The following is a 13,608-nucleotide window of genomic DNA, read 5'->3' on the forward strand; positions in this document are numbered from 1 at the left end:
CTCTTCCGCCTTTCCGGGCCGTACGCCCCCGCGGGTAACGCTTTGGTTGCCTTCGGGGGCGTCTCGCGTTCCCGGGTATTGACGCCTCCGTGACGGCCGCCTTACCGTCCTCCCAACCGAATAGGAAACTTTCCTAACAGAGCTCCTGAGGGGGCCGTGGGAGAACGGGCCCGCCGCGAGGCAGCACAATGGCCCGACGATCACGAAAGGACAGGTGCGGACCCATGGCCGGTACGACCCCGGGAACCCCCGGCACACCGCGCGTGCTGCGGGCCATGAACGACCGCGCCGCCCTGGACCTGCTCCTCGAACACGGCACGCTCTCCCGGACCCGGATCGGCAAGCTCACCGGCCTGTCCAAGCCGACCGCCTCCCAGCTGCTCGCCCGCCTCGAAGCGGCCGGACTCGTCGTCGCCACCGGCACCACCGAGGGCAGGCCGGGACCGAACGCCCAGCTCTACGCGGTCAACCCGCGCGCCGCGTACGCCGCGGGGCTCGACGTCGACCAGCACCGCATCCACGCCGCCGTCGCCGACATCACGGGCGAGATCGTCGGCGAGTACGAGCTCCGCACCCCCGGCCGCTCCGCCTCCGGCGTCGTCCGCCAGGTCACCGACGCCCTCGACGGGGCCGTCAAGGCCGCCGGAATCGCCGGCGAGGACGTACGGCGGCTCGTCATCGGCACCCCCGGCGCCTTCGACCCGGCCACCGGGCGCCTGCGGTACGCCTCCCACCTGCCCGGCTGGCACTCCCCCACCCTCCTGGAGGAACTGGCCGCGGCCCTGCCCATGCCGTTCGAGTACGAGAACGACGTCAACCTCGTCGCGGTGGCCGAGCAGCGGGTCGGCGCCGCCCGCGGCCACGACGACTTCGTCCTGCTGTGGAACGAGCAGGGCCTCGGCGCCGCCCTGGTCATCGGCGGACGGCTGCACCGCGGCTTCACCGGCGGCGCGGGCGAGCTCGGCTTCCTGCCCGTGCCCGGCACCCCGCTCGTGCGCCAGGTCACCAAGGCCAACTCCGGCGGCTTCCAGGAGCTCGCCGGCATCCAGTCCGTACCCCGGATCGCCCGCGCCGCCGGGATCGAGTCGCCCGACCACCCCTTCGTACCGGTGGTGACCGGGCTGCTGTCCCGGGCCGCCGAGACCCACGAGGACGACCCCCGGTACGCGGAACTGCTCGACCGGTACGCCGAGCGCCTCGCCACCGGCCTCGCCGCGATCGTCGCCGTCCTCGACCCCGAACTGATCGTGCTGTCCGGAGACGCCCTCGTCCCCGGCGGCGAACCCCTGCGCGCCCGCGTCCAGTCGGAACTCGCCGACCTGGCGCCCTCCCGGCCGCGGCTCGTCCTCTCCGCCGTACGCCGGACCCCCGTCCTGCGCGGCGCCCTCGAAAGCGCCCTGGCCACCACGCGCGACGAGGTCTTCGACACCTCGCGCTGACCGTCCCCGCACCTCTCCGCCACCCGACCCCGCCCCAGGGAGACACCGTCATGCCCGTACGCCCGCGCAGAGCCGCCGCAGCGCTCGCCGCCACCGCCTCGATAGCCCTCTTCGCCTCCGCCTGTACGGGCTCCGCGAACAACAAGGCCTCCGACGACCCCAACGCCAAGACCACCATCACCTTCTGGCACGGCTGGTCGGCCCCCGCCGAGGTCAAAGCGATCGAGGACAACGTCGCCCGGTTCGAGAAGGCCCACCCGAACATCAAGGTGAAGGTCGTCGGCAACATCAACGACGAGAAGCTGGGCCAGGCCCTGCGCGCCGGCGGCTCGAACGGACCCGACGTCGTCTCCTCGTTCACCACCTCCAACGTCGGCAAGTTCTGCGCCTCGGGCGCCCTCACCGACCTCAAGCCCTTCATCGAGAAGTCCAAGCTGGACCTCGACAAGACCTTCCCGAAGGTCCTCCAGGAGTACACCCAGTTCGAGGGCAAGCGCTGCGCCCTGCCGCTGCTCTCCGACGCGTACGGGCTCTACTACAACAAGGACGCCTTCAAGGCCGCCGGCCTCGACCCGGAGGCCCCGCCGAAGACCTGGTCCGAGTTCGCCAAGGTCGCCAAGAAGCTCACCAAGAGCAAGGGCGACACCTACGAGCAGCTCGGCTTCATGCCGAACTACCTCGGCTACGAGACGGTCGTCGAGCACTACATGTCCCAGTGGGACCACGACTACTTCGACGACAACGGCAAGTCGAACATCGGCAAGGACCCGGCCTTCGCCGAGATGATGACCTACCAGAAGTCGCTGGTGGACTCGCTCGGCGGCTTCGCGAAGCTCGACAAGTACCGCACCACCTTCGGCGACGAGTGGGGCGCCAAGCACCCCTTCCACACCGGCCAGGTCGCCATGCAGCTGGACGGCGAGTGGCGGCTCAACTTCATCAAGGACGCCAAGGTGAAGTTCGACGTCGGCGTCGCGCCGATGCCGGTCGCCGACGACGAGATCGCCGAGTACGGCAAGGGCTACCTCTCCGGCACGATCATGGGCATCGCGCCGCAGAGCACCAAGCAGAACGCGGCCTGGGAGCTCGTCAAGTACATGACGACCGACACCGATGCGGTGGTGAACTTCGCCAACGGCATCGGGAACGTCCCCTCCACCTTCGAGGCGCTGAAGTCCCCGAACCTGAAGTTCGACGAGCGCTTCAAGACCTTCCTGACCATCGCGGGACACCCCGAGTCCACCACCATGGACGGCGCGGTGAACGGCGCCGCCTACCAGGAGACCCTCTCCGCCCTGGCCCACAAGTACGAGAAGGGCCAGGTCCCGGACCTGAAGAAGGCCCTCGCCGACACGGCGGCCCAGATCGACCGCGACATCGCCGCGGCGAAGTGACGGCCGGACTCCCCTCATGAGCACGGACACCCTGCCCGCGAAGGAGGCGGCCGCCCCGGCCGCCGCCTCCCCGGGGCCGCGGAACACCCTGCGGTCCAAGCGCCGGCGCAACGCGCTGCGCACCGCGCTGTTCATGTCGCCCTGGCTGATCGGCTTCGGCTTCTTCTTCGCCTACCCGCTGGTCTCCACGCTGTACTTCTCGTTCATGAAGTACGACGGCCTCAACGCTCCCACGTGGCGGGGCCTCGACAACTGGACGTACGTCTTCTCGGACATGCCGAAGTTCTGGCCGGCGATGCAGAACACCCTCTGGCTCGCCGTCGTGATGGTGACCTGCCGGGTCGTCTTCGGCCTCGGCGTCGGCATGCTGATCACCAAGATCAAGACGGGCGCCGGGATCTACCGCACCCTCTTCTACCTGCCCTACCTGGCCCCGCCGGTGGCCGCCACGCTCGCCTTCGTCTTCCTGCTCAACCCCGGCACCGGGCCGGTCAACTCGTTCCTGGAGGCGGTCGGCGTCCCCGCCCCCTCCTGGTTCAACGACGCCGACTGGGCCAAGCCCGCCCTCACGGTCCTCGCCGTCTGGGGCGTCGGCGACCTGATGGTCATCTTCATGGCCGCGCTGCTCGACGTGCCCAAGGAGCAGTACGAGGCCGCCGAACTCGACGGGGCCTCCCCCTGGCAGCGGTTCCGCTTCATCACCCTGCCGAACATCTCGCCGATCGTGCTCTTCGCGGTCGTCACCGGGATCATCGGCGCGATGCAGTACTACACGCAGCCGATCGTGGCCGCGAAGGTCGCCTCGGGCAAGGTGGGCGGCTCCGGCGAGGCCTTCCAGCCCGGCTACCCGGACGACTCCACCCTGACCCTCCCGCAGCTGGTCTACAGCCTCGGCTTCAGCCAGTTCAACTACGGCGCGGCCTGCGTAGTGGCGCTCGTGCTCTTCGCACTCTCCATGGCCTTCACCGCGCTGCTCATGCGCCGGCGCGGCGGCCTGATCGGCTCGGGTGACTGACCATGACGACCGCAACCGCCCCCGTCAAGGCCGCGGCGAGCCCCGCCGAGAAGCGGGCCCGCCGCAGGTCGCTGCTGCACTGGATCGCCGTGCACTCGCTCGGCATCGCCGCCGCCCTGTTCTTCGTGCTCCCGTTCGTCTTCGTCCTCCTGACCTCCCTGATGAGCGACGACCAGGCCCTGACCCGGGACCTGACGCCGAACTCCTGGCACTGGGACAACTACGTCAAGGTCCTGGAGACGCCCGGCTTCCTCACCTGGTGGAAGAACTCGCTGCTCTACGCGGGACTCGGCACCGTCCTCGTGGTGGTGTCCTCGATCCCCGTGGCGTACGCGCTCGCCAAGTTCCGCTTCCGCGGCCGGCACCTGTCGCTGCTGCTCGTCATCTCGATGATGATGCTGCCGCCGCAGGTCGTGATCATCCCGATGTACCTGTTCTGGGCGAAGCAGATGGACCTCTCCGGGACGCTGTGGCCGCTGATCATCCCGATGGCCTTCGGCGACGCCTTCGCGATCTTCCTGCTCCGCCAGTTCCTGCTGACCATCCCCAACGAGTACGTCGAGGCCGCCAGGATCGACGGCTGCGGCGAGTTCCGCACGCTCGTCAAGGTCGTGCTCCCGATGGCGAAGCCCGGCATCGCCGCCGTGGCCCTGTTCCAGTTCTTCTACTGCTGGAACGACTACTTCGGGCCGCAGATCTACGCCTCCGAGAACGCGACGGCCTGGACGCTCAGTTACGGCCTGGAGTCCTTCAAGGGCGCGCACCACACCGACTGGAACCTGACCATGGCCGCGACCGTACTGGTCATGGCCCCCGTGATCCTCGTGTTCTTCTTCGCCCAGAAGGCGTTCGTCGAGGGAGTCACACTGACCGGAGTGAAGGGCTGAGAGATGAAGCTCACTGTCGTGGGGGGCGGTTCGACCTACACCCCCGAACTGATCGACGGATTCGCGCGGCTGCGCGACACCCTGCCCATCACCGAACTCGTCCTCGTCGACCCGGCCGCCGAGCGCCTCGAGCTCGTCGGCGGTCTCGCCCGGCGCATCTTCGCCAAGCAGGACCACGCGGGGAAGATCGTCACCACCACCGACCTCGACGCCGGGGTGGAGGGCGCCGACGCCGTCCTGCTCCAGCTGCGGATCGGCGGGCAGGCCGCCCGGCAGCAGGACGAGACCTGGCCGCTGGAGTGCGGCTGCGTCGGCCAGGAGACCACCGGCGCCGGCGGCCTCGCCAAGGCGCTGCGCACGGTCCCGGTGGTCCTGGACATCGCCGAACGGGTCCGGCGCACCAACCCGGACGCCTGGATCATCGACTTCACCAACCCCGTCGGCATCGTCACGCGCGCGCTGCTCCAGGCCGGGCACAAGGCCGTCGGCCTGTGCAACGTGGCCATCGGCTTCCAGCGGAAGTTCGCCAGGCTGCTCGGCGTGAACCCGGCCGACGTCCACCTCGACCACGTCGGGCTCAACCACCTGACCTGGGAGCGGGCGGTACGCCTCGGAGGCCCCGAGGGCGAGAACGTGCTGCCCCGGCTGCTCGCCGAGCACGGCGACGCGGTCGCCGAGGACCTCCGCCTGCCGCGCGAGGTCGTCGACCGGCTCGGCGTCGTCCCCTCGTACTACCTGCGGTACTTCTACGCGCACGACGAGGTGGTGCGGGAGCTCGGCGCGAAGCCCTCCCGGGCCGCCGAGGTCGCCGCGATGGAGCGGGAGCTCCTGGAGATGTACGGGGACCCGGCGCTCGACGAGAAGCCGGAACTGCTCGCCAAGCGCGGCGGCGCCTTCTACTCGGAGGCGGCCGTGGACCTGGCCGCGTCCCTGCTGGGCGGCGCGGGTTCGCCGTACCAGGTGGTGAACACGTACAACAACGGCACGCTGCCGTTCCTGCCGGACGACGCCGTCATCGAGACGCAGGCGGCGGTCGGCGAGCACGGCGCCACGCCGCTGCCGGTCGCGCCGGTGGACCCGCTGTACGCCGGCCTGATCGCCAACGTCACGGCCTACGAGGACCTGGCGCTCGAAGCGGCGCTCCGCGGCGGCCGCGACCGGGTGTTCAAGGCGCTGCTCGCCCACCCGCTGGTCGGGCAGTACGCGTACGCCGACGGGCTCACCGACCGGCTGATCGCGCACAACCGGGAGCACCTCGCGTGGGCGTGAACCCGGACGGCGTCCTCCTCGCGATCGACGCGGGGAACAGCAAGACCGACGTCGCGGTCCTCTCCCGGGACGGCAACGTCCTCGGGGCGGCGCGCGGCGGCGGGTTCCAGCCCCCCGTGGTGGGGGTGGAGACGGCCGTCGACATCCTGGCGGAGATCGTCGGGCGGGCCTGGGACGCGGCCGGCGGCGCCGGGCTCTCCCCGACGTTCGCCCAGGTCACGGCCTGTCTCGCCAATGCCGACCTGCCCGTGGAGGAGGCCGGTCTCCGGGACGCGCTCCTCGCGCGCGGCTGGAGCGGTGCCGTCACGGTGCACAACGACACCTTCGCCATCCTGCGGGCCGGGCTCGACGAGCCCCGGGGCGTCGCGGTGGTGTGCGGGGCGGGGATCAACTGCGTCGGGATGACCCCGGACGGGCGGACCGCGCGCTTCCCGGCGATCGGGAAGATCTCCGGCGACTGGGGAGGCGGCGGCGGACTCGCCGACGAGGCCCTGTGGTTCGCCGCGCGCGCCGAGGACGGGCGCGGCCTGGAGACCGCCCTCGCCGGCGCGCTGCCCGCGCACTTCGGCCTTGAGTCGATGTACGCGCTGATCGAGGCGCTGCACCTGGGCCGGATCCCGCCGGAGCGGCGGCACGAGCTGACGCCGGTGCTCTTCGCGGTCGCGGCCGCGGGCGACCCGGTGGCCGGATCGCTCGTGGACCGGCTCGCCGACGAGGTGGTCGCGATGGCGTACGTGGCGCTGCGCCGGCTCGGGCTGCACCACGAGGAGGCGCCGGTGATGCTGGGCGGCAGCGTGCTCGCCGCCCGCCACCCGCAGCTGGAGCGGCGGATCCTCGACGTCCTCGCGGCCCGGGCGCCGAAGGCCGTGGTCGGCTTCGTGACCGCGCCGCCGGTGCTCGGCGCGGGGCTGCTCGCCCTGGACGCGGACGGGGCCGGGCCGGAGGCCAAGGCCCGGCTGCGGGAGCACTACGGGGCCTGAGGGCCGTGCGCGCGGGGTGTCTCGCGGGGTGTCTCGTCGTCCCGGCGAGGCACCCCGCACGCATGTTCACCCGTTCGTGGGGTGGCCGAAAGGGAACCGATCTTCGCCGGGCGGCGTATTCACTGTGAGGGGGTTCGCCTGCGGATGTGCCGGGGGCATGGGGCACGATAGGAACAAGATCGAGTCAATCCCGGTGTGCGGAGGGCCCCCTGAGGCCATACTGCTGGCCGGGTGGTCGTCCACCGGAACCGGTCGCCACCGGCACGCCGGACGGGCCGGCCGACGTCAGCGACCGAGGGGGAGGTCCAGTGACACACCCGCCGAACGGGCCCGCCGCCCCGGCGGCGCGGGGCACGGCACAGGCGCCCGCGCGCCCGGGCTCGGTGCCCGCGCAGCCGTCGCCGGCGCCCGCCGCCACCCCGCCCTCGGGCCCCGGCGCCTGGGCGGTGGGGCGCGAGCGGCTGCGGGTGGCCGCGACGACCGAGCCCGGCAGGCTCCGCATCCTCGGAGCCGTACTCGCCCTGCTCGTCGTGGCGTTCGGGGCGGTCAGCGCGCTCCAGGTGTCGGACCGGGCGTCCGCCGCCGACGACGTGGTCGGCCGCAGCCAGCCGCTGAGCGCCGACGCGGCCGCGATCTACCGTTCCCTCGCCGACGCCGACACCACCGCCGCCAGCGGCTTCCTGGCCGGCACCCTGGAGCCCGCCGAGTCCCGCGCGCGCTACACCCGGGACATCACCACCGCCTCCCGGCTGCTCGTCAAGGCCGCGGCGAACACGCACGGTTCCCCGGAGTCGGCCCGCGAGATCACCACCCTCAACGAACAGCTCCCGCGCTACACCGGCCTGGTCGAGCGCGCCCGCGCCGCCAACCGGCAGGGCCTGCCGCTCGGCGGCGCCTATCTGCGGTACGCCAACCAGCAGATGGCCGGCACCCTGCTGCCCGCCGCCGAGCGGCTCTACGCCGCGGAGACCGTACGGCTCCAGCGGGACGACGAGGCGGCCCGCACCTGGCCGTTCCTGTCGCTCGCGCTCGGCCTGCTCGCGCTCGGCGTCCTGGTGTGGGCCCAGCGCCGCAACTACGCCCGGACCAACCGGGTGTTCAACCACGGACTGCTCGCCGCCACCGCCGCGACCGCCGCCGTCCTGCTCTGGGTGCTCGCCGCGCACACCGTCGCGCGCGCCGGCCTCGACAGCGCGCGGGTGCACGGCCAGGAGTCCCTCCAGGTCCTCAACACCGCCCGGATCAGCTCGCTCACGGCCCGCGCCAACGAGAACCTGACGCTGGTCGCCCGCGGCGCCGTCCTCACCGAGGACGGCAAGAACGACAAGTACGAGGCCGAGTACACGGCGAGCATGGGCGCCCTCACGGACGCGCTCGCCGCGGCCCGCGAGCGGGCCGACGACGACGCCGGGCGCGGCCCGGTCGACGAGTCCGCCACCCGCGCCGCCGAGTGGCGCGAGCGCCACAAGGAGGCCCGGGCCAAGGACGAGTCCGGTGACTACGAGGGCGCCCTCGCCCGGATCATCGGCGCGAAGGAGTCCACGGGCCGGTCCTTCGACCAGGTCGACGCCGCCCTGGAGCGGGCCCTCGCGCACGAGCAGACCGAGTTCACCCGCTCCGCCGGGGACGCCAGGGACGCGCTGACCGCGCTGCCCCTCGGCGCGGCGGCCCTCGGGATCCTGGCCGCGGCGGGCGCCGTCCTCGGCATCAACCGCAGACTGTCGGAGTACCGGTGAGAGGGGGCGGGATGCCGAACGGCACGTACCCGCTGGTGCGGCGGACGGCGGGCCGGCTGCGGGGCTGGGGCGGGGTGGCCGCCATGGCCGTGGCCTGCGGGCTCACCGCCTCGCTCACCCTGCTGCCGCTCACCCAGGACGGGCCCGGCGCGGCGGCCGCGCCCTGGACGCCGGGACCCGGCGTGGGCACCGGCGTCCAGATCAAGGCGGACACCTGCGAGCACCCCGAGGCCTCCCTCACGCCCTCGTCGGCGGACGGCCCCTCGGTCCAGGCGATCAAGACCCGCGGGAAGCTGATCGTCGGCGTCGACCAGTCCAGCTACCGCTGGGGCTACCGGAACCCGGAGAAGGGCGTCCTGGAGGGCTTCGACATCACGCTCGCCCGGGCCATCGCCAAGGACCTCCTCGGCGACCCGGACGCGATCATCTTCCGCGCGATCCCGACCAACCAGCGGATCGCCGCGCTCGACAGCGGCAAGGTCGACCTCGTCGTGCGCACCATGACGATCAACTGCAAGCGGATCGAGCAGGTCGCCTTCTCCACCGCCTACTTCCAGGCCGGCCAGCAGGTCCTGGCGCCCAAGCTCGCCAAGGACATCACCGGCTACGACTCCTCGCTGCGCGGCAAGCGGGTCTGCACCGCCGAGGGCTCCACGGCCTACGACGCCCTGGAGGAGAAGTCCTTCGGCGCGCTCTTCAAGGACGAGGCCGACGGCACCAAGGACGACAAGGACCTGCTGACCGTCCCCAACCAGCTGGACTGTCTGGCCCGGCTCCAGATGGGCGAGGTCGACGCCGTCGTCACGGACAACGCGCTGGCGGCCGGCCAGGCCGCCCAGGACCCGGCGGTCGAGCTCAAGGGCGAGCCGTTCACCAAGGAGTACTACGGCGTGGCGGCCAAGCTGGGCAACGACGACCTGGTCCGCCGGGTCAACCAGGTCCTGGTCGGCTACCGGCAGGGCCCCTGGCAGGCCGCGTACAAGGAGTGGCTGGAGAAGGACCTGCCGGGGATAACGGGCCCGCCCCCTCCGCTGTACAAGTGACCCCGCACGCGACCCGTACGAACAGCCCGCACACGGAGACGGAGAGGTGACCGATGGGCGTCACGGGACCCGCTGAGCCGGTGATGGACCGGGACGAGGTGGACCGTGCGCTGGCGCGGCTCGGCGCCGAGCACAAGGCGGTCGAGGACTCGCTCCTCGCGCTCCAGGACCACGCGGGCCGCCGGCTGCTCGAAGGGGCCGAGCTGACCGGCACCACCCGGGACCGCTGGGCGGCGACCGAGCGGACCATCACCCTGCTCTGGACCTGCTTCGACGTGTACACGGCCGCCCTGCGGGAGGCCCGTGAGCTGCGCGCGCGGCGCCGCTGGCCGGCCCGCGAGGAGCTGGTGGAGCTGACCGAACGGCTGCGCGGCGAGAGCGTGCTCGTCGCCGGCGGCGCGGGCGAACAGGCGCTGCTCACCGAGCGTTTCACCCTGGAGGGCCTGGTCCGGCGGATGAACGAGCTGTACGCCGGCTCGCTCGACCTGATCGTCACCGCCGACGCCGTCTGGTCGGCGCTGCCGGCCCGGATAGACCTGCTCGCCGCCGAGCTGGGCCGGACGCGTTCGCTCGCGCACTCGGTGGGCGTGCGGCCCGGGGAGCACCCGGCCGGGGACGATCTTGAGGAGATCACGGCCGAGCTGGCCTCGCTGCGCTCTCAGGTGGTGACCGACCCGCTGGCCTTCTGGCGGCCGGCGGCCGGGAGTTCGGCGCCGGGCGGGGGCCGTCCGGACACGGAGCGGTACGACCGGGCGGCGCTGGCCCTGGAGGACATCCGGCGGGAGATCGAGGCCGTCCTGGCGGTGCGGCAGGACTCCGAGGACCGGCTGCTGCGGCTGCGCGACGTGCTCTCGCGGGCCGACCGGACGCTCGCCGAGGCGCGTTCGGCGCGCGGCGAGGTCCTCGCGAAGATCGCCGCGTCCGAGGTGCCGGCCGTCAGCGGACCGCCGACGGTGCTCCAGGAGCGCCTGGCGGTCGCCGCCGAGCACCGCAGGCACGCCCGGTGGCACCGGCTCTCACCGCTCCTGGACTCGCTGGAGCGGGAGGCGGAGGACGAGCTGCTGCGGGCCCGCGAGTCGCTGACGGCGGTCACGGCGCCGCTCGCGGTCCGGGCCGAACTGCGCGGCCGGCTCGACGCGTACAAGGCGAAGGTCGCCCGGCTCGGCGCGGCGGAGGACCCCCTGCTGATCGAGCGGTACGACGCGGCCCGCAGGATGCTGTGGAGCGCGCCCTGCGATCTGCGGGTCGCGGAACAGGCCGTCCTGCGCTACCAGCAGGCGGCGGCGGATGTACTGTCCGGCCCGAGAGACGCGGGAGGACGGCAGTGGTGAACGGGGAGAGCGGCGTGGGGAGCTGTCAGCGTCCTTCGTGCGAGGGTTCGTACGAGGACATGGGAGGCGGCGAGCTGTACTGCGACACCTGCGGGCTCGCGCCGGTCGTCGCGCCCGGGGGGCTGATCGGTTCGACGCCGACCGGCATGGCCGTGGCCGGGAAGGGCGCGGGCGGTGTCGGGGGGCCCGACTCGGGTTCCGCGCGGAGCGGTTCGCGCGCCTCCTCGCGCGCGTCCTCGCGTTCCTCGACGTCCCGCCGTTCGGTCTCCGGCCGTCTGTCGCGGGCGCTGTCGGGGGCCTCCGGCTCGTCGACGGCCCGTTCGGTGTCGGTGCGCAGCTCCGGTTCGTCGACCGGGCAGTCGGCGCGGAACCGTCTGGGGGCGGGTCTGGTGACCATCCCCGAGGTGCCGCGTCCCGACCCGCGGGCCGCGGTGATGGATAACGCCGAGGTTCCCGAGCGGAAGCGTTTCTGCTCCCGTTCCGACTGCGGCGCCCCGGTGGGCCGTTCGCGCGGCGACCGGCCGGGCCGCACCGAGGGCTTCTGCACCAAGTGCGGGCACCCGTACTCCTTCGTGCCGAAGCTGCGCGCCGGGGACATCGTCCACGGCCAGTACGAGGTCGCGGGCTGCCTCGCGCACGGCGGCCTCGGCTGGATCTACCTCGCCGTCGACCGGGCCGTCTCCGACCGCTGGGTCGTCCTCAAGGGCCTGCTCGACACCGGCGACCAGGACGCCATGGCCGCCGCGATCTCCGAGCGCCGCTTCCTCGCCGAGATCGAGCACTCCAACATCGTCCGCATCTACAACTTCGTCGAGCACCTCGACCAGCGCACCGGCTCCCTCGACGGCTACATCGTCATGGAGTACGTCGGCGGCAAGTCCCTCAAGGAGATCGCCAACGACCGGCGCACCCCCGACGGCCGCCGCGACCCGCTGCCGGTGGAACAGGCCTGCGCGTACGGGATCGAGGCCCTGGAGGCGCTCGGCCATCTGCACAGCCGGAACCTGCTCTACTGCGACTTCAAGGTCGACAACGCCATCCAGACCGAGGACCAGCTGAAGCTCATCGACATGGGCGCGGTCCGGCGGATGGACGACGACGAGTCCGCGATCTACGGCACGGTCGGCTACCAGGCGCCCGAGGTCGCCGAGGTCGGCCCGTCCGTGGCCAGCGACCTCTACACGGTGGCCCGCACGCTCGCCGTGATGACCTTCGACTTCCAGGGCTACACCAACGTCTTCGTCGACTCGCTGCCCGACCCGGAGCACATCGCGGTCTTCCGGACGTACGAGTCGTTCTACCGCTTCCTCGTCCGCGCCACCGACCCCGACCCGGCCCGCCGGTTCGCCTCCGCGCAGGAGATGGCCGAGCAGCTGACCGGCGTCCTGCGCGAGGTCGTGGCCCTGCAGTCCGGGCGCCCGCGCCCGGCGCTCTCGACCCTGTTCGGCACCGAGGTCCGGGTCACCGACACCGCGCTGTTCGCCGAACTCACGGAGGACGTCTCGCTGCTCGGCGCCCGCCGCGGCCGCCGCGCGCAGGCACCGCCGGCGACGGGAGCCCCCCAGGGGTACGGGCTCGGCGGGGCGCTCGCCCCGGTCGACACCCCCGCCACCGCGCTCGCGCTGCCCGTGCCGCGCGTCGACCCGGCCGACCCCCACGCCGGCTTCCTCGCCGGTCTCGCCGCCGCCGCCCCCGGCGAACTGCTCGGGGCGCTCCAGGCCGCGCCGGCGCCCTCCGTCGAACTCCGGCTGCGCACCCTGCGGGCCCACCTGGAACTGGGCGACCTGCCGGCCGCCGGCCGCACCCTCGCGGGCCTGGAGGAGCGGGACCCGGACGACTGGCGGGTGGTCTGGTACCGGGGCGTCGCCTCCCTGGTGACCGCCGACCACGAGCAGGCCGCGCTGGCCTTCGACGCGGTGTACGACGCCTTCCCCGGCGAACCGGCGCCGAAGCTGGCCCTCGGGATCTGCGCCGAGGTGCTCGGCCAGCTGGACAACGCCGCCGAGTACTACCACCTGGTGTGGGCCACCGACCCGAGCTTCGTCAGCGCGGCCTTCGGGCTCGCCCGGGTGCGGCTCGCGGCGGGCGACCGGGCCGGGGCCGTCCAGGCTCTGGAGTCCGTGCCCGAGGCGTCGATCCACTACACGGCGGCCCGGGTCGCGGCCGTACGGGCGCGGCTGCGGCGGCGCCCCGCGCACGAGCCGCTCGGCGCCGATCTGACGGCGTCCGCCGCGCAGGTCTCCGCGCTCCAGGGCTTCGGTCTCGACCCGGTGCGCCGCGAGCAGTTGTCGACGGAGGTCCTCGGAACGGCCCTCGACTGGGTACTCTCCGGGAGTCCCGGTGCGGCACCGGGCGGCGGCGCGCTGCTGCTCGGGAGCGAACTGGACGAGCGCGGACTGCGCTTCGGCCTCGAACGCTCGTACCGGGTGCTGGCCCGGCTCGCCCAGCAGGGCGACGAGAGGATCGAACTGGTGGAGCGGGCCAACCGCTTCCGTCCCCGGACGTGGGTGTGAG

General features: G+C 72.7%; 10 protein-coding genes. All 10 read left to right on the top strand.

Annotated elements, in window-relative coordinates; genetic code table 11:
* Positions 1-224 precede the first annotated feature (224 nt).
* The 10 genes from ACZ7G1_RS20905 to ACZ7G1_RS20950 all read left to right on the top strand — a co-directional run bounded on the left by ACZ7G1_RS20905 (position 225) and on the right by ACZ7G1_RS20950 (position 13,607).
* Positions 225-1,439 carry an ROK family transcriptional regulator gene (locus ACZ7G1_RS20905; protein WP_470872902.1) on the top strand — a complete coding sequence of 405 codons (1,215 nt, stop codon included), beginning with the start codon at positions 225-227 and terminating at the stop codon, positions 1,437-1,439.
* Between the two features lie 50 nt (positions 1,440-1,489).
* Positions 1,490-2,833, top strand: coding sequence for an ABC transporter substrate-binding protein (locus tag ACZ7G1_RS20910; protein WP_470872900.1), 1,344 nt, complete (start codon positions 1,490-1,492; stop codon positions 2,831-2,833).
* A 133-nt stretch (positions 2,834-2,966) separates the two neighbouring features.
* Positions 2,967-3,848: a carbohydrate ABC transporter permease gene (locus ACZ7G1_RS20915; RefSeq protein WP_470873354.1), complete on the top strand. Its 882-nt coding sequence runs from the start codon at positions 2,967-2,969 to the stop codon at positions 3,846-3,848.
* A gap of 2 nt (positions 3,849-3,850) precedes the next feature.
* Entirely contained in the window at positions 3,851-4,735 is an 885-nt protein-coding gene (locus tag ACZ7G1_RS20920) for a carbohydrate ABC transporter permease (RefSeq protein ID WP_470872898.1), read from the top strand.
* A 3-nt stretch (positions 4,736-4,738) separates the two neighbouring features.
* Positions 4,739-6,004: a 6-phospho-beta-glucosidase gene (locus tag ACZ7G1_RS20925; protein ID WP_470872896.1), complete on the top strand. Its 1,266-nt coding sequence runs from the start codon at positions 4,739-4,741 to the stop codon at positions 6,002-6,004.
* Positions 5,995-6,984, top strand: coding sequence for an N-acetylglucosamine kinase (locus tag ACZ7G1_RS20930; RefSeq protein WP_470872894.1), 990 nt, complete (start codon positions 5,995-5,997; stop codon positions 6,982-6,984). Before ACZ7G1_RS20925 ends, ACZ7G1_RS20930 begins: the two co-directional genes overlap by 10 nt.
* A gap of 308 nt (positions 6,985-7,292) precedes the next feature.
* On the top strand, positions 7,293-8,720 hold the full coding sequence (locus ACZ7G1_RS20935) for a hypothetical protein (protein ID WP_470872892.1): 1,428 nt from the start codon (positions 7,293-7,295) through the stop codon (positions 8,718-8,720).
* An 11-nt stretch (positions 8,721-8,731) separates the two neighbouring features.
* Positions 8,732-9,763 carry a glutamate ABC transporter substrate-binding protein gene (locus tag ACZ7G1_RS20940; protein ID WP_470872890.1) on the top strand — a complete coding sequence of 344 codons (1,032 nt, stop codon included), beginning with the start codon at positions 8,732-8,734 and terminating at the stop codon, positions 9,761-9,763.
* A gap of 53 nt (positions 9,764-9,816) precedes the next feature.
* On the top strand, positions 9,817-11,094 hold the full coding sequence (locus ACZ7G1_RS20945) for a coiled-coil domain-containing protein (protein ID WP_470872889.1): 1,278 nt from the start codon (positions 9,817-9,819) through the stop codon (positions 11,092-11,094).
* Positions 11,091-13,607, top strand: coding sequence for a tetratricopeptide repeat protein (locus tag ACZ7G1_RS20950; RefSeq protein WP_470872887.1), 2,517 nt, complete (start codon positions 11,091-11,093; stop codon positions 13,605-13,607). Before ACZ7G1_RS20945 ends, ACZ7G1_RS20950 begins: the two co-directional genes overlap by 4 nt.
* The last annotated feature ends 1 nt before the right edge of the window (position 13,608 follow it).

The sequence above is a fragment of the Streptomyces sp. NPDC037273 genome (assembly GCF_055603625.1).